Source organism: Rhodococcus sp. WAY2, assembly GCF_009859915.1.
GTDB classification, from domain to species: Bacteria; Actinomycetota; Actinomycetes; order Mycobacteriales; family Mycobacteriaceae; genus Rhodococcus_F; species Rhodococcus_F oxybenzonivorans.
Genome location: NZ_CP046572.1, coordinates 5,800,463 through 5,815,787 on the forward strand (window position 1 = coordinate 5,800,463; position 15,325 = coordinate 5,815,787).

Here is a 15,325-nt window from a genome sequence, read left to right on the forward strand (position 1 = left end):
CTCAGGTGACGACGATGGTGCCGCGCATGTCGGGGTGCAGGGAACAGGTGTACTCGTAGGTTCCGGGCTCGGTGAAGTTGTAGGTGAAGCTGCCCGTCTGCATCAGGGGACTGCGCAGTACACCCTTCGCCTCACCGACGCCCGCCACGTCGTGGGTGACGCCGCGATCGTCGAAATTCCAGGTGACAGTCTCACCTACCCGGACCGTGAGCCGGGCGGGCGAAAAGGCCATGCCGGCGACCTCGACGACCGGACCGCTGGGCTGCTCGTTCACCTCGGCGGATTCCGAACTGCAGCCGGCGAGGGCACCCGCGGCCGAAATGCTTGCGGCCAGAGCGACTCCGACGATCCGGGACCTTGCACGTTCACGCATGCCGTCGAGCGTAGTCTTGCCTCGGTACCGACCGTTCCGGACGAGGAGTGCCCATGCGGGGCTACTACACCCCTGACGAGATCCGAGCGGCCGAGGCGCCGCTGCTGACATCCCTTCCCGACGGCGCTTTGATGCGACGCGCAGCGCACGGACTCGCGGGTGTGGTGGTTGCGGAGTTGCGCGCGCGGACCGGGGGAGTCGCCGGGCGGGCCGTGCTGCTGCTGGTCGGTTCCGGGGACAACGGAGGCGACGCCCTCTGGGCCGGCACCTTCTTGCGTAAGCGTGGAGTCGGGGTCACCGCCGTGCTGCTGAAACCCGAGAAGGCGCATCGGGCCGGACTGGCGGCCTTCCGGCGAGCAGGCGGACGAACAGCCCGCGCGCTCGAGGAAGTCGGCACGCCCGACCTGGTGATCGACGGGATCGTCGGGATATCCGGGAGGGGAGCCCTGCGCCCTGACGCGGCGACTCTGGTCGCGTCCATGGAGGCGCCGATCATTGCTGCGGACCTGCCCAGCGGGGTGGACCCGGTGACGGGTGCCGTCGAGGGGCCCGCGGTACGGGCGGCGGTCACCGTGGCGTTCGGTGCGCTGAAACCGGTACATGTCCTGGCTGCGGCGCAGTGCGGGCGCGTCGAGGTGATACCCATCGGGTTGACGCTCGGTGATGCCGGGATCACGTCGCTCGATGCGACCGAAGTGGGAGGGGCATGGCCGGTGCCCGGTCCGCACGACGACAAGTATTCGCAGGGCGTCGTGGGCGTGGTCGCCGGGAGTGAGCAGTATCCCGGCGCGGGAGTGTTGTGCACCGGGGCCGCCGTCTCGGCCACGTCCGGCTTGGTCCGCTACGCAGGTCCGGGCGCGTCGGAGGTGCTGGCTCACTGGCCGGAGGTGATCGCGACGACGGACGTCGCGAAAGCGGGACGGGTCCAGTCGTGGGTGGTGGGTCCCGGTATGGGCACCGACGATGCGGCACGTCGTGCCCTGCGGGCCGTACTGGACACCGACGTTCCCGTCCTCGTGGATGCGGACGGTCTCACCCTGCTGGCCGAAGACCCCGGCCTGGTGCGCTCCCGGTCGGCGCCCACCCTCCTTACCCCGCATGCAGGTGAGTTCACACGCATCACCGGAAGCGATCCCGGACCGGACAGAGTCGCGGCCGCCAGGTCGCTGGCGGCCGAGTGGGGGACGTACATCCTCCTCAAGGGCCGCGCCACGGTGATCGCGGCGCCGGGTGGGCAGGTATTCGTCAACGAGGCGGGCGGTTCCTGGTCGGCCACGGCGGGTGCCGGGGACGTTCTGGCGGGCATTGTGGGTGCCTTGCTGGCCGCGGGGACAGTCCCGGACCGGGCGGCTGCGATGGGGGCACGTGCGCACTCGCTCGCGGCGAACGTGGCGGCTCGCGGTGGCCGGGGAGATCTCGCAGCGGGACGCGGGACGGCGCCGATCTCCGCAGGAAATCTGCTCGCTCATCTGAGGGAGTCGATCAGAGTTCTCCGTGCAGGTGTGTCACCCGAGGAAATGGCGGTCCATCGGTGAATGGCAGGATCGGAGGTATGACGCTTGCCGAAGCAGTACCGTCGGACGAACACGGCCGGGTCGAGCCCGCCGATTCCGCCCACGCGACGCCGGACCCGCAGGCCGAAGCAGTGGTCGATCTGGACGCTATTGCACACAACGTCGGAATTTTGCGCGAGAAAGCCGGCGACGCGGCAGTGATGGCCGTTGTCAAAGCGGACGGCTACAACCACGGCGCCGTCCCAGTGGCGCGCGCGGCGCTCGCGGCCGGTGCGGCGGAACTCGGCGTGACAACGGTCTCGGAGGCCCTCACGTTGCGCCGGGCAGGTATCGGCGCACCGATCCTCGCCTGGCTGCACACCGTCGACGCAGACTTCGCCCCCGCTATTCGAGCGGACGTCGAGCTCGGGGTGTCGTCACCGCGGCACCTCGCCTCCGTCGTGGCCGCGGCACGGGAGGTAGGCACCCCGGCGACCGTGACGATCAAGGTCGACACCGGATTGAACCGCAATGGCGTCGCGCCCGACGAGTTGGCGCAGGTTCTCATCGACTTGGCGCGTGCACAGGCCGAGGGCGCGGTACGGCTCCGAGGCATCTTCTCGCATCTCGCGCACGCCGACGAGCCGCATCATGCGGTGATCGACGCCCAGTGTCACAGGTTGTCGAGCGCGGTGGCCGACGCCAAACGCCACGGCCTGGTTCCCGAGGTGGTGCACCTGTCCAACTCCGCGGCCACTCTCACGCGCCCGGATCTTCGTTTCGACATGGTGCGCCCCGGCATTGCGATCTACGGACTGTCGCCAGCCCCCGAACTCGGCGAATTCGGGCTGCGTCCTGCGATGACTCTGCGTTCGCGCGTCGCGCTGGTGAAAAAGGTGGCTGCAGGTGAGGGCGTGTCCTACGGCCATCAGTGGATAGCGCCGCGGAACACCGTGGTGGCGCTGTTGCCGTTCGGGTACGCCGATGGGCTTCCCCGTTCGCTCAGCGGACGATTCGAAGTCCTGCTCGGTTCGGAGCGTCGTCCGGGGATCGGACGGGTGTGCATGGACCAGGTCGTCGTGGACCTCGGACCAGACGGCGGCGGCGTCCGCGAGGGCGACACCGCTGTCTTCTTCGGCAACGGTGATCACGGTGAACCACACGCCCAGGAGTGGGCGGACAAGCTCGACACCATCCATTACGAGGTGGTGACCGGAGTGCGTGGGCGGACCGTGCGGACCTATGTCGGTGGGCGGTAGGTCTCGTGTCTGCCGAAGACAGAGTGCTGGCGGTGAGCGGGACCGTGGTGTTGCCGACAGCCGCTGACACCGAAAGATTCGGGCGTGATCTCGCCCGGGATTTGGCACCCGGGGATCTGATCATCCTCGACGGACCTCTAGGTGCGGGAAAGACCGCACTGACGAAGGGGATTGCTGCCGGTCTCGGTGTTCAGGGAAGAGTGACTTCGCCCACATTCGTGATCGCCCGGGAACATCGTCCGGGGGTGCGTCCCGGCGGCGGGACTCCGGTGGGCATGGTGCACGTGGATGCCTACCGTCTCGGGGGCAGCGGTCCGCACGCCTTGGACGAACTCGACGCCCTCGACCTCGACACCGACCTGGCCGAAGCGGTGGTTGTGGTCGAGTGGGGTGAGGGCATCGTCGAGCAGTTGGCCGACCGGCATCTCCGGGTGCGCTTGAGCCGCGAGCCCGAGTCGGATGTGCGCACCGCCGAGTGGGAGTGGATTTCCTGACGGGTCCGGGGCGCGGGAGCCGTGCTGACGTGCGAGTACCCTCAGATACCGTGCTTGTTCTCGCCATCGATACGTCCACACCCGCCGTGACCGCCGGAGTCGTCCGGTTCTCGGCAGGATCCGCGCCCACTGACGCGGTGGACACACTCGCGGTGCGCGTGACGGTCAACCCGCGCGCCCACGCCGAGGTCCTCACGCCGCACATCCTCGAGTGCATTGCCGAGTCGGGTCACAGGCCGGCTGATCTCGACGCGATCGTGGTCGGGGTAGGCCCGGGACCGTTCACCGGCCTCCGGGTCGGAATGGCTACCGCAGCGGCTTTCGGTGATGCCCTGGGCACACCGGTGTACGGAGTCTGCAGCCTCGACGCGATCGCCGCGCAGGTGCACGGCGAGCGGAATCTCCTCGTCGTCACCGATGCGCGCCGCCGTGAGGTCTACTGGGCCCGCTACTCGGCGGGCCGACGGGTGGAAGGGCCCGGCGTGATCAAGCCCCGCGAGCTCGAGCCGATGCCGTCGGAGGTGGTGGCGGGGTCGCCGTCGCACGTCGACTTCTTCGACCTCCCGGTCGAACCCGTCGAAACACCCTCGCCCGCAGGTCTGGTCGAGGCTGCTGCATCGGTGCTGGCCGGTGGAGACGTGCCGGAGCCGCTCGTTCCGCTCTATCTGCGACGACCGGATGCGGTCGAATTGGCGGATCGCCCGAAGTGACGTTTTCCATCGAACCCATGGTCGCCGCGGATGCCGAGCGGTGCGCCGAGCTCGAGCGCCTCCTGTTTGCGGGCGACGGACCTTGGAGTGCAGCTGCTTTCCGTGCCGAGCTGGCTGCGCCGCACGTGCGGTACGTGGTGGCGCGCACCGACACCGGCCGGGTGGTGGGATATGCCGGACTGGCCCTGCTGGGCAACCCTTCACATCCCGAAGCGGAGGTGCACACGATCGGGACCGACCCGCAGTACATGCGCCGGGGGATCGGCGGAGCGCTTCTGGCCGAACTTCTCCGACTGGCCGATGCGCGGGGCGGACCGGTTTTTCTCGAAGTGCGGACCGACAACGACGCGGCGATCGCACTGTATCGACGTGAAGGATTCGACATCGTGGGAACCCGAAAGCAGTACTACCAACCGAGCGGCGCGGACGCGTACACCATGCGTCGCGCCGGAGCGGGTGAGGAGCCGGTGCAATGATCGTCATGGGTATCGAAAGTTCGTGTGACGAAACCGGAGTCGGTATCGTCCGGTGGAACGGCGACGGTACGTGCGAGCTCCTCGCCGACGAGGTGGCCTCGAGCGTCGATCAGCACGCCCGCTACGGCGGCGTGGTGCCCGAAGTTGCGTCCCGCGCGCATCTGGAAGCCATCGTCCCGACGATGCGGCGTGCGCTCGCCGCAGCGGACATCAGCAAGCCGGACGCACTCGCCGTCACCATCGGTCCAGGACTCGCCGGGGCACTGCTGGTCGGTGTCGCCGCCGCGAAAGCGTACGCGGCCGCCTGGGATATTCCGTTCTATGCGGTGAACCACCTCGGTGGCCATGTTGCGGTGGATACCCTGGAACACGGACCGATGCCGTCGTGCGTCGCGTTGCTGGTGTCGGGCGGACACACCCACCTGCTGCATGTCGAGGATCTCGCGAAGCCGATCACCGAGCTCGGCACCACCGTGGACGACGCGGCGGGAGAGGCGTTCGACAAGGTGGCCCGCCTTCTCGGACTCGGATTTCCCGGCGGCCCCGCACTGGACGCCGCAGCTCGAGACGGCGATCGGGACGCGATTCCCTTTCCCCGCGGGATGACCGGGCCCAGGGACGCGCGGCACGACTTCTCCTTCTCCGGCTTGAAGACCGCGGTCGCGCGGTATGTCGAATCCAAGGAGCGTGCCGGCGAGACCTATTCGATCCCCGACATCGCCGCCAGCTTCCAGGAAGCCGTGGCCGACGTCCTCACGATGAAGGCGGTACGCGCCGCCCGCGACACGGGCGTGGACACGTTGGTACTCGGCGGCGGTGCCACCGCGAACTCACGCATCCGCTCGCTCGCCGAGGAACGGTGCGCCGAAGCCGGTCTCACGCTGCGCGTGCCGAAACCGCGGTTGTGCACCGACAACGGGGTCATGATCGCCTCGCTGGGAGCACACATCGTCGCAGGGGGTGCAGCGCCGTCACTGCTCACCGTGGCGAGCGATCCTGGCCTCTCGGTGGCCACCAGTCAGGTATTCACCTGAACGGGAAGACACTCGGGGGCGCGAATGCCGGAGTCGGCGCCACGGGCATCGGCGCCGGAACCACCGCAATTCCCTCTTCGGCGTCACCGATAGGCGGCAGCGGCGCGGGCGCGCCTTCCGGCGGCGGTGGCAGTGGCGCACTCTCAGCGGGCGGTGCGCTCTCTCCAGGCAAGGGTGCGACAGGGCTCGGTTGATCCGGGGTCGACTCCCCGGGAACCTGCGGCCACAGCGGAGGAATAGCCGGCCATTCGATGTGCGGCCAATCCGGTTGAGTGGGATCGGTCGGAGGCCGGGGCGTCGGCGCGGGAGTGGTGGTCGGCGCCGGTGGTGTCGTGGTGGGAGGCGTTGTGCTCGTCGTGGAGTCGGGCATCCGGGCAGCGCTCCGATCCCACCCCGGGGACGACGACGTGGTCGGCACACCCTGCTCCGGGGTGAAGTCCGACGTCGGTGTGGGATCGTACGACGGAATTCGCGTAGCAGCCGGTGTGTCCGTACTGGGCGCGTGCTGCTGCGACGTGTGGAAGGTGTCGCTCCCGGCGGGCGCGACATTGGGGTCGGGTGCCGGCGCGAGTTCACGTACCCCGTATCCCAGTACCAGTCCGCCCACCACCAACGCGCCGACGAGTGCGCCGGACACCTTGGCCGTCGAACTGGGCCGAGTCGACTCCGTGGGCGGGTACTGCTCGATCGCCTTGGACACGGCAAGGAGTGCGGCGCCTTTGGCGGTGGCGGTTTCCGGTTCGGGGACGGCGACGACACGGGCAGTGAAGGCCCTGCGCACAGCTGCCCGCAACGCGGGAATGTTCGCTCCGCCCCCGACCAGCGCGATGGCCTCCGGTGCGCGTGGTGAGTCCGCAACGGTGGATCGGATGAACTCGACAGCGACCCGAATCACCGGTGCCGCGGAGTCTTCGAAGGCGCTGCGACTGATGCGGATCGGCGCCATGCCCCGGAACTCGACGTCGACCGTGGCATTCAGGTCGGTCGACAGCTGCTCCTTCGCGACGCGGCAACGCTCCGAGAGCAGTTCGCGATCGAGATGCCGCAGGTGGTGGGGGGTGGCGAGATTGGCGACGGCGTACTCGAACACGAGATCGTCGATCGCGCTGCCGCTCACCTGCGCGGTGCGGTCGGCGTGCAGCACGGTGCCGTCGACCTGATCGACCACCGAGACCGACAAACCGGACTCGCCGAAGTCGACGATGGCGACCGTCGCGTGCTGGGCAATTTCACCGGTGTGGCGTAGATACGTGAGGGTGGCAGCGGCTTCCGGCACGAGGTGCACACGATGCCGCTGCCTGCTGACGGCACTGCGAATCGAATGGGCCTGTTCCGGAGTGCGGTACGTGACGGCGAATGCGTCGGGGGTCGTGGGGTCGGCAGGCACCTGGGTGGTCATGAGGGAGATAGAGGAACGGACGAGGTCACCGAGGTCGGTGTGGGCCTCGTCGGCCGACAGGTATCGGAACTCGACGCTCTGCGAACCGTTGGAGTCGGTGGTGACGAGGGCGGAACCGACTCCGGCAGCACCCGTGGACATGCCCAAGGACATATTCATTCCACACACCCCCTCCCACATTGTCGCGTCGTGCCCTGCTGTCTTTCCCGGAACGCCCTCCACGAGAAGCATCCCTGCCCCATGAATCGGCGACCGTTACCCGAACGTTACAGAAATCTGGTGGCTTTCGCTCTCGAGTTTCGCTCCGACGAGACGAGGATGGCGCTCGATATCCGGTCCCACCTGCGCAGTTGTCCGGAGGAATTTCATGGGAAATACCAGCGAGTTTCGCAACCTCGACCCGCGTGATCGTCGGCGCCTGCTGCGCCGTGGGCTCGTGCGCCCGGTCGCGACGGTTGCGCTCTGCGGCGTGGGCTACTTCGTGCTCCCATGGACCTCGGTCGACGGCATCTCCACGATCACGCTCCTCGTGGGGGGACTGCTCGTCGTGCTGCTGGTCGCCGTGTGGCAGATCCGGCAGATTCTGCGGTCCGACGTGCCCACCCTGCAGGCCATCGAGGCGCTGGCACTGATTCTTCCCGTCTATCTGCTCGGCTACGCCGTGGGATACAGCCTGATGTCCCAGAGTTACCCGACATACTTCTCCGAATCGCTCAGCCGGATGGATGCCCTGTACTTCTCGTTGACGGTGTTTTCGACCGTGGGCTTCGGGGACATCACGGCGACGACCGATCCGTCGCGTGCGGTCGTCAGTGTCCAGATCATCGGGAACCTGATTCTCATCGGCGTCGGCATCCGCGTGGTGGCGGCAGCCGTCGGCTGGGCCCGTGGACGGAAGTGACTAACGACCCGACGACAGCAACAGTTCGACGTTGTGGTCGACGGAAGCGCCCAGCCGGACGGGGTCGGTGTGAATGTCGTTGAAGGACAGCTCCCGATACAGAGAGGCGAGTCCGAGCGCGGACAGGTCCGTGTAGTCGACCGAGTACGGGCTGTCGGCTTCGAACAAGGTGGTGAGGATCGACACCGTGCCGTCGGCGTTGTCGACCACTTCGAGGATTCGCCCGTGCTGCGGAAAGTCGATGTGCGATGCGGTATTGACCTCCCAGAACGACTGTTCCGGTGTGGGTCCGGCCCAGGGGGTGATCCGGTTCTCGTGGGTGTGTCCGTTGACCCAGGCGAGCACGTTCGGGAAGCGATGGAGCAGGCTCACCAATTGCGCGGCCGGTATTCGGGGTTCGGTCGGATTGGCCGGGTCCGGGACGAGGTTGTCCATGGTGGTGCTCGTGTGATGGCTGAAGAGGACGAACCAGGTGTCCGAACGCGACTGCGACACCCGGGCGCCCGCGGAGTCGTAGTAGACGCTGCTGCCGGCGAGCAACGTGTCCTCGATCCAGCGGAACTGGGCGGCGCCCAATGAGCCGTCGACGAAACCGGCGTGATTGGTGGAATCCATGCTGATACCGACCACACCGGGAGCGATGTCGAAGGCGTAGTAGCCGATTCCCGTATCACCTGCATCGGGAGCGAACCCGTGGCCTACCGGCCCGGGGCCGGTGTTGGCCGGATCCAGATGGGCGGCGATGAACTGGCGTGGTGTGAACGGGGCTCGTGTCGGATCGGGGGTGACCACCCGCGGTGGCGTCGTGAAGGCGGAGAGGACGCCGGCGATGGCGCCGGGGTCGTACTTCGTCGCGATGTCGACCGCCTTCGCCTGGTCGGGCGATCCCGGAACCTCGAACTTCAGTGAACCGGTGTACATCGCGTCGAGCGGTGGGATACCGCTGGGCACAGTGCCTTCGACGGAGTCTTCGTGATTCCCGAAGACGCAGTACCACGGCGTGCGTAGTCCGGGGCTGGTGACTGGGTCGATCGCTGCTCCGAGCAGGCCGGGGATTTCGGGGAAGCCGGCTTTCTTGTACATGTCCTGGATCGGGGACTCCGGGTTCCAGTACAGATCCGCACCTGAATTCTGCACGCCCTCGTAGCGGTCGGGCGCACCGGTGTTGGGGACGATGGTGCCACCGTTGAGGGCGGTGAGAAACCAGCTCAACTCGGCGAATTCTTTGTTGTCGGTGTTGTCGCCGGTGCTCACGACCGCGTCGAACGGCCGCTGGGTGTGGGGGCCGGCGGCGAGAGCGTTGACGCGGTGAACGAGGGCGACCAGCCCGTGCGCCGTGAGGGTTTCCTGCGGACGGAACGCGGAACCTGTGAAGGGATGGACGTATTCGAACCGCACCGGGGACTGGGCATCGACGAGGTGGACGTCCGTGAGCTGCACCAGCGAAGCGAGCGCGGTGCGGCGGTCTTCGCGGCCGTTCCGGGCCTCGGCGAGTTCGGTGCGCACGATCGTCGGCCAACCCGGACCCGCGCCGAGCTTGCGGTATCCGGACGTTCCCAGAGGGACGGCTGTCGCTTCGAGCGTGGTGCCCGCTCCGGAGGTGGGAAGGGGGGCGGCGCCTGCGTACTGCAGTCCCCACGGACGTCCGCTGATGCCCACCGCTCCGATGGCGCCGAGTCCGGCAATCGTGAGGAAGGTACGCCGGTTCATGTCAGACACCAGACGACCTTAGGTGACAACCCGTCCGGAGGGTGGGATTCCGCTGAGCGCGATCAGCCGGGGGCTCCTCCTTGAGCGTTGGCACTCTCACGTATAGAGTGCCAAGTGGCGCCGATCGAGCTCCGGCACCCGCGACGACGGGGCTGTGTGAAGTGCCGTAAACGGAACACTCAAACAGGTGTCCGAGGATGTTCCTCGGACCCAGATACCCCAAAGTGGAGGGCTCATCGTGGCGAGCGTCAACATCAAGCCGCTCGAGGACAAGATCCTCGTCCAGGCCAACGAGGCTGAGACGACGACTGCCTCCGGCCTGGTCATCCCCGACACGGCCAAGGAGAAGCCCCAGGAGGGCACCGTCGTCGCAGTCGGCGAAGGCCGCGTCAACGAGCAGGGCAACCGCATCCCGGTCGACGTCAAGGAGGGTGACACCGTCATCTACTCCAAGTACGGCGGAACCGAGATCAAGTACGCCGGTCAGGAATACCTGATCCTGTCGGCACGCGACGTGCTGGCTGTCGTCTCCAAGTAAGGCCATACGTGATCCGCCCCGGAGTCCCTACAGGATCCCGGGGCGGAGTGCGTTCACGCGCAGAACCCTGAAATCCAGGAGAAGACGGAACACATGTCCAAGCAGATTGAGTTCAACGAGACCGCACGCCGGTCTCTCGAGCGCGGGGTCGACAAGCTGGCCGACGCGGTCAAGGTGACCTTGGGTCCGCGTGGCCGCCACGTAGTACTGGCGAAGGCCTTCGGCGGCCCCACCGTCACCAACGACGGCGTCAGCATCGCGCGGGAGATCGACCTCGAGGATCCCTTCGAGAACCTCGGCGCGCAGCTGGTCAAGAGCGTCGCCACCAAGACCAATGACGTCGCGGGTGACGGCACCACCACCGCCACCGTGCTGGCTCAGGCCATCGTTCGCGGCGGTCTGAAGAACATTGCGGCAGGCGCCAACCCGATGGCACTCGGAGTCGGCATCAACGCCGCCGCCGAGAAGGTCGTCGAGGCGCTGCTCGCGGCCGCCACCCCGGTCGAGGGCAAGAAGTCCATCGCCCAGGTCGCCACGGTTTCCTCGCGTGACGAAGAGATCGGCGAACTGGTCGGCGAGGCGCTCACTCGCGTGGGCACGGACGGTGTCGTGACGGTGGAGGAATCCTCCAGCCTCGCAACCGAGCTCGTGATCACCGAAGGCGTCCAGTTCGACACGGGTTACCTGTCGCCGTATTTCGTGACCGATCTCGACGCGCAGAAGGCCGTGTACGAGGACGCCCTCGTGCTGCTCTACCGCGAGAAGATCAGCTCACTTCCCGACTTCCTGCCGTTGCTCGAGAAGGTTGCCGAGAGCGGCAAGCCGCTTCTCATCATCGCCGAGGACGTCGAGGGCGAGGTTCTCTCGACCCTGGTGGTCAACTCCATCCGGAAGACGATCAAGGCCGTCGCGGTGAAGGCGCCGTTCTTCGGTGACCGTCGCAAGGCGTTCCTCGACGACCTCGCCATCGTCACCGGCGGTACGGTCATCAACTCCGAGGTCGGGCTGAGCCTCAAGGAGGCCGGACTGGACCTCCTCGGCAGTGCCCGTCGCGTCGTGGTCAGCAAGGACGAGACCACGATCGTCGACGGCGCCGGCACCGACGCCGACATCAAGGGCCGCGTCGCGCAGCTGCGCCGGGAGATCGAGAACACCGACTCCGATTGGGATCGCGAGAAGCTCGAAGAGCGTCTGGCGAAGCTGGCCGGCGGTGTCGCGGTCATCAAGGTGGGTGCCGCAACCGAGACGGACCTCAAGGAACGCAAGTTCCGCGTCGAGGATGCCGTCAACGCCGCCAAGGCTGCTGTCGCCGAGGGCATCGTTCCCGGTGGCGGATCGGCCCTCGTGCAGGCGAGCACCGAGCTGGTCGACAACCTCGGTCTGACCGGTGACGAGGCCACGGGCGTCAAGGTCGTGCGCGAAGCGCTACAGGCGCCCCTGTTCTGGATCGCCAGCAACGCCGGTCTCGACGGTTCCGTCGTCACCAGCAAGGTCGCCGAGCAGCCCAAGGGGCACGGCTTCAACGCCGCGACCCTCACCTACGGTGACCTGCTCGCAGACGGTGTCGTCGACCCCGTCAAGGTCACCCGCTCCGCTGTCGTGAACGCGGCATCGGTGGCACGGATGATCCTGACGACCGAGAGCGCTATCGTCGAGAAGCCCGAAGAAGAGCAGGAGCAGACCGGTCACGGACACAGCCACTAGGGCGGTAGCCGCGAACCGATCGGTGTCCTCATCTTTCGGCCGAACGAAACCCCCGTGCGAATCTGTCGCGCGGGGGTTTCGTCGTGTCGCGGCCGTATTCCCGCCGACCCGGTTCGCTCAGCTCAGCGTGAGCACGGCGAACGGGTTCGACGTCGGCTGTGGTGAGCCACCGGGCGGCTCGATGGTGAAGGCCAGCTTCGTCATCGAGCCGATGTCGTCGAGGACGACGGTGGTGGTCGGCAGGACGTCGTCGGGGGTCATGGTTCCGGCGGGGACCGGTGCGTCGCCGGACTCGGGCAGTAGCCACATCTGATACACGCTGTCGGCGGCGGGCGGGACGACATCGTTCATGACGAGCACGGCGGCGTCCTCGGACTTCGAGTAACTGGCCGTGGCGGAGCCGCCCCCGGGAATGGGAGTGCTCGACGACTGCATGTCCGCGGCCTGGAGTACCTGCTCGGCTACCGTCGGGTCGGGGCCTTCCGTGAGTTGCCGGGCGATGACGGTTCCGCCTGCGAGTATTCCGACCGCAGCGGCGGCCGCCACCGCAATCCGCCAACGACGCCGGCGATTGCGGTGGTGGTCGAGGCGGACGGGCGCATAGGTGTCGGCCTGTGCGTCCTGTCCGATCTGTTCGAGCAACCGGGCCCGCAGCTGGGGTGGCGGGGCGACGGCGCCGACCTCGCTGACCACGGCGAGGGATTCGCGAATAGCCCGTACCTCGGCGGCGAATGCGACTCGGGTGTCCTCGTCGGCGGCGGCGACCCGGGCGTCGAGTTCGCGGCGTTCCTGGTCGTCGAGCGCGTCCAGTGCGTACGGAAAGGCCATGCCCAGAAGATCTTCGTTCATCTCACAGACCTCCCAGGCATCCACGAAGACGTGTCAACCCGTCACGTATACGGGTCTTCACCGTGGACAGGGCGACGCCCAGGTGAGTGGCGACCTCTCGATAGGTTCGTCCGTCGTAATACGCCATCGCGACCGATTCGCGTTGGGTGGCAGTGAGAGTGTCGAGGCACGCGAGTACCGATTGATGCTCGAGCCGGCGGGTGACCTCTTCGGTGACGTGATCGAACGGCCCCGAAACGGAGGTGCTCTCGTATAGCGCCTGACGGTCGGTACCCGCCTGTTCGGACCGCACACGGTCGACCGCCCGGCGGTGGGCGAGCGTCATCAGCCAGGACATCACCGAGCCGCGGCTCGGGTCGAAATTCGACGCGGTGTTCCATGCCTGAAGGAACACTTCCTGGGTGGTCTCCTCGGCGTATCCGGGGTCGCGCAGCACGCGCAGGACCAGTCCGTGGACCCGGGCGCTCGTGCGGTCGTAGAGCTCCGCGAAGGCCTCGGCATCACCGCGCGCAACGCGGACCATCGCGTCACGAAGTTCCGCGTTGTCGATGGCACGCACTGCAGCGGCATCGGCAGAGCCCACCGGGCACAGATCTTCGGCCGGTGTGATGCCCTCGTTGTGGGTCACGAACGCTCGTCTCGCTTCATCGAGCACCACGGTAGCGTGCATGTCTGGTCATCTCCTCCAGCCGGTAGGCATTCGGAGACGGCATCGATGTGGATGGGTGATCGGGCCGGGTGTGTGATGCACGGAACCCCCCGTCCGTATCTACGCGCCGGCTCGACGCCGGCGTGGACGAGGGGTTCCGGGGTCGGTCCGCCCGGCGCGTCAGACCGCGATACGCCCGCGGCGGTGCCGCGCATGCATTTCACGCTCGGTCTCGGACATTCCGCCCCAGATCCCGTACGGCTCGGACACGCTCAGCGCATGGTTTCGGCATTGTGCGAGGACGGGGCAGCGGCGGCACATCTCCTTGGCGCGGGTCTCCCGCTGTGCTCGCGCCCGCCCACGCTCGCCGTCGGGATGGAAGAACATCGAGGAGTCGACTCCGCGGCACAGTCCGTGCATCTGCCAATCCCAGATATCGGCGTTCGGACCGGGGAGGTGGTTGGGTGCAGGCATATGGACTCCTTAGCTGCAAGCTCGCCTCGGGCGGCGAGCGGACCGTGGGCTCGATGTTCAAGCCGCTAATCTTTCACGTCGCTAACCGTAGAGTCGTTTCGGAAATCGCGTCAATAGTTGTTCACAGTGGGAATTTACATATCCCACAAACTGAAAGTTAACCTGGAAAATATTTACATTCCGGCCGGTCCGTGATTCGGTTTCGGGTTGAAAGACCATAGGTCACAGGTAACGATGTCGAGGTGCCCCAGTCAGCGGAGTCCGACGCTCAGCACGCTCACGATCCTGTCGGCAGCGAGCCGACGATGGCGGTATCCGCCCTGGCCAGACGGCTTGGCGTGGCGCCGTCGACGCTGCGCACCTGGGACCGTCGTTATGGGATCGGGCCGTCCGCGCATTCTCACGGCAGTCACCGCCGATACGCACCGCGGGATGTGGCTCGACTGGAGTGTATGCAGCAAGCACTCGACGAGGGGGCGAGCCCGGCCGAGGCTGCGAGATATGCGATTAACGCAATAGCTACATATTCGTCGAATTCGGAACCGACGAGTTCTCCGCAAATTCTGGGTGACAACTCTGTAAACGAAGGCAAAACAAACTCGTCGCACTTTTCGGCCCCGATTTCCGTCCTCGAAGACGCCGAGCCTGCAGTGCGGAATCTGTCGAGGGCATTGATCGCTCGCGACATTGTCACGATCCGCCGCATCGTTTCCCGCGCCGCCGCCGAGCGCGGATTGCCTGCCGTGTGGGAGGCCGTGCTCGTCCCGGTCCTCGACTGGGCGAACGAGGGGCGGAACTCGGACGCCGCCGCAGTGAACTGTCGTGCCTTCGTCGAATGCATGACGGGCATCCTGTCGACGATGACACTCGACGCCCCGATCGCCGTCGGCGGACGGGTGCTGCTCGTGGACGTCCCCACCAGCCTCGACTTTCGACGGCCGTCAATCGTGCACGACCTCGGGTTCCGCGCGCTCGGCGCCGCGCTGGCCACGGCGTCGGTCGACGTCCGCACCTCGAGGCCGGTGGGCCGCACCGCCCTACTCGCGTCCGTGACCAACGCGGAACCGGACGTGATCGTGCTCTGGCTGCCGCCGGGAGACTGTGACGTGGCATCTCTCTCGCGCGCCATCCGACGTCGCCGCAGTGGACTTGCATTGCTGGCGGCCGGACCCGGGGCCGCAGCGGCACATCTGCCCCGGTCGGTGAAGTCGGTCGGAAATCTGGGTGACGCCGTCGACGCCGTCACCGCCCTCATCTGACCA

At 67.0% G+C, this 15,325-nt stretch carries 16 protein-coding genes and 1 pseudogene; 11 read left to right on the forward strand and 6 right to left on the reverse strand.

Going from position 1 to position 15,325, the window contains the following annotated elements; genetic code table 11:
- Position 1 precedes the first annotated feature (1 nt).
- Complete coding sequence (locus GFS60_RS25980; protein WP_159925667.1) at positions 2–373, reverse strand: cupredoxin domain-containing protein; 372 nt, start codon at positions 371–373, stop codon at positions 2–4.
- Between the two features lie 53 nt (positions 374–426).
- On the opposite strand from GFS60_RS25980, the gene GFS60_RS25985 reads away from it, so the two are divergent.
- The 6 genes from GFS60_RS25985 to tsaD are packed head-to-tail and all read left to right on the forward strand — an operon-like array spanning position 427 to position 5,839.
- Positions 427–1,908, forward strand: coding sequence for an NAD(P)H-hydrate dehydratase (locus GFS60_RS25985; protein ID WP_159925669.1), 1,482 nt, complete (start codon positions 427–429; stop codon positions 1,906–1,908).
- Between the two features lie 17 nt (positions 1,909–1,925).
- The gene (gene alr, locus GFS60_RS25990) at positions 1,926–3,125 is read left to right on the forward strand and encodes an alanine racemase (RefSeq protein WP_159925671.1); all 1,200 of its coding nucleotides are present in this window, start codon (positions 1,926–1,928) and stop codon (positions 3,123–3,125) included.
- A 5-nt stretch (positions 3,126–3,130) separates the two neighbouring features.
- Complete coding sequence (gene tsaE, locus GFS60_RS25995) at positions 3,131–3,619, forward strand: tRNA (adenosine(37)-N6)-threonylcarbamoyltransferase complex ATPase subunit type 1 TsaE (protein WP_159925673.1); 489 nt, start codon at positions 3,131–3,133, stop codon at positions 3,617–3,619.
- A gap of 50 nt (positions 3,620–3,669) precedes the next feature.
- Positions 3,670–4,329 (forward strand): tRNA (adenosine(37)-N6)-threonylcarbamoyltransferase complex dimerization subunit type 1 TsaB, encoded by a 660-nt coding sequence (gene tsaB / locus GFS60_RS26000; RefSeq protein ID WP_159925675.1) that lies wholly within the window; start codon positions 3,670–3,672, stop codon positions 4,327–4,329.
- The gene (rimI, locus tag GFS60_RS26005) at positions 4,326–4,805 is read left to right on the forward strand and encodes a ribosomal protein S18-alanine N-acetyltransferase (protein WP_159925677.1); all 480 of its coding nucleotides are present in this window, start codon (positions 4,326–4,328) and stop codon (positions 4,803–4,805) included. The genes tsaB and rimI overlap by 4 nt, the downstream gene beginning before the upstream one ends.
- The gene (tsaD, locus tag GFS60_RS26010) at positions 4,802–5,839 is read left to right on the forward strand and encodes a tRNA (adenosine(37)-N6)-threonylcarbamoyltransferase complex transferase subunit TsaD (RefSeq protein ID WP_159925679.1); all 1,038 of its coding nucleotides are present in this window, start codon (positions 4,802–4,804) and stop codon (positions 5,837–5,839) included. Before rimI ends, tsaD begins: the two co-directional genes overlap by 4 nt.
- Here the strand turns inward: tsaD and GFS60_RS26015 are convergent.
- On the reverse strand, positions 5,832–7,397 hold the full coding sequence (locus GFS60_RS26015; RefSeq protein WP_159925681.1) for an Hsp70 family protein: 1,566 nt from the start codon (positions 7,395–7,397) through the stop codon (positions 5,832–5,834). The genes tsaD and GFS60_RS26015 overlap by 8 nt on opposite strands.
- 208 nt (positions 7,398–7,605) lie before the next feature.
- Between GFS60_RS26015 and GFS60_RS26020 the strand changes: the two genes are divergently transcribed.
- On the forward strand, positions 7,606–8,139 hold the full coding sequence (locus GFS60_RS26020; RefSeq protein ID WP_159925683.1) for a potassium channel family protein: 534 nt from the start codon (positions 7,606–7,608) through the stop codon (positions 8,137–8,139).
- Here the strand turns inward: GFS60_RS26020 and GFS60_RS26025 are convergent, their stop codons facing one another.
- The gene (locus tag GFS60_RS26025) at positions 8,140–9,858 is read right to left on the reverse strand and encodes a TIGR03767 family metallophosphoesterase (RefSeq protein WP_159925685.1); all 1,719 of its coding nucleotides are present in this window, start codon (positions 9,856–9,858) and stop codon (positions 8,140–8,142) included.
- 229 nt (positions 9,859–10,087) lie between these two features.
- Here GFS60_RS26025 and groES point away from each other — a divergent pair, with 229 nt between their 5' ends.
- Together groES and groL are read left to right on the forward strand one after the other, a co-directional pair.
- The gene (groES, locus tag GFS60_RS26030; protein ID WP_003940763.1) at positions 10,088–10,387 is read left to right on the forward strand and encodes a co-chaperone GroES; all 300 of its coding nucleotides are present in this window, start codon (positions 10,088–10,090) and stop codon (positions 10,385–10,387) included.
- 93 nt (positions 10,388–10,480) lie between these two features.
- Positions 10,481–12,091 (forward strand): chaperonin GroEL, encoded by a 1,611-nt coding sequence (groL, locus tag GFS60_RS26035; protein ID WP_159925687.1) that lies wholly within the window; start codon positions 10,481–10,483, stop codon positions 12,089–12,091.
- A 117-nt stretch (positions 12,092–12,208) separates the two neighbouring features.
- Here the strand turns inward: groL and GFS60_RS26040 are convergent, their stop codons facing one another.
- The 3 genes from GFS60_RS26040 to GFS60_RS26050 all read right to left on the reverse strand — a co-directional run bounded on the left by GFS60_RS26040 (position 12,209) and on the right by GFS60_RS26050 (position 14,063).
- On the reverse strand, positions 12,209–12,940 hold the full coding sequence (locus tag GFS60_RS26040; protein WP_159925689.1) for an anti-sigma factor: 732 nt from the start codon (positions 12,938–12,940) through the stop codon (positions 12,209–12,211).
- A gap of 1 nt (position 12,941) precedes the next feature.
- Positions 12,942–13,610 (reverse strand): sigma-70 family RNA polymerase sigma factor, encoded by a 669-nt coding sequence (locus GFS60_RS26045; protein ID WP_159925691.1) that lies wholly within the window; start codon positions 13,608–13,610, stop codon positions 12,942–12,944.
- Positions 13,611–13,769: 159 nt separating this feature from the next.
- Entirely contained in the window at positions 13,770–14,063 is a 294-nt protein-coding gene (locus GFS60_RS26050) for a WhiB family transcriptional regulator (RefSeq protein WP_005239766.1), read from the reverse strand.
- A 305-nt stretch (positions 14,064–14,368) separates the two neighbouring features.
- On the opposite strand from GFS60_RS26050, the pseudogene GFS60_RS39265 reads away from it, so the two are divergent.
- Together GFS60_RS39265 and GFS60_RS39270 are read left to right on the forward strand one after the other, a co-directional pair.
- Positions 14,369–14,554: pseudogene (locus tag GFS60_RS39265) on the forward strand (MerR family transcriptional regulator); the annotation flags it as partial.
- A gap of 159 nt (positions 14,555–14,713) precedes the next feature.
- Positions 14,714–15,322: a transcriptional regulator gene (locus GFS60_RS39270; protein ID WP_236603528.1), complete on the forward strand. Its 609-nt coding sequence runs from the start codon at positions 14,714–14,716 to the stop codon at positions 15,320–15,322.
- Positions 15,323–15,325 lie beyond the last annotated feature (3 nt).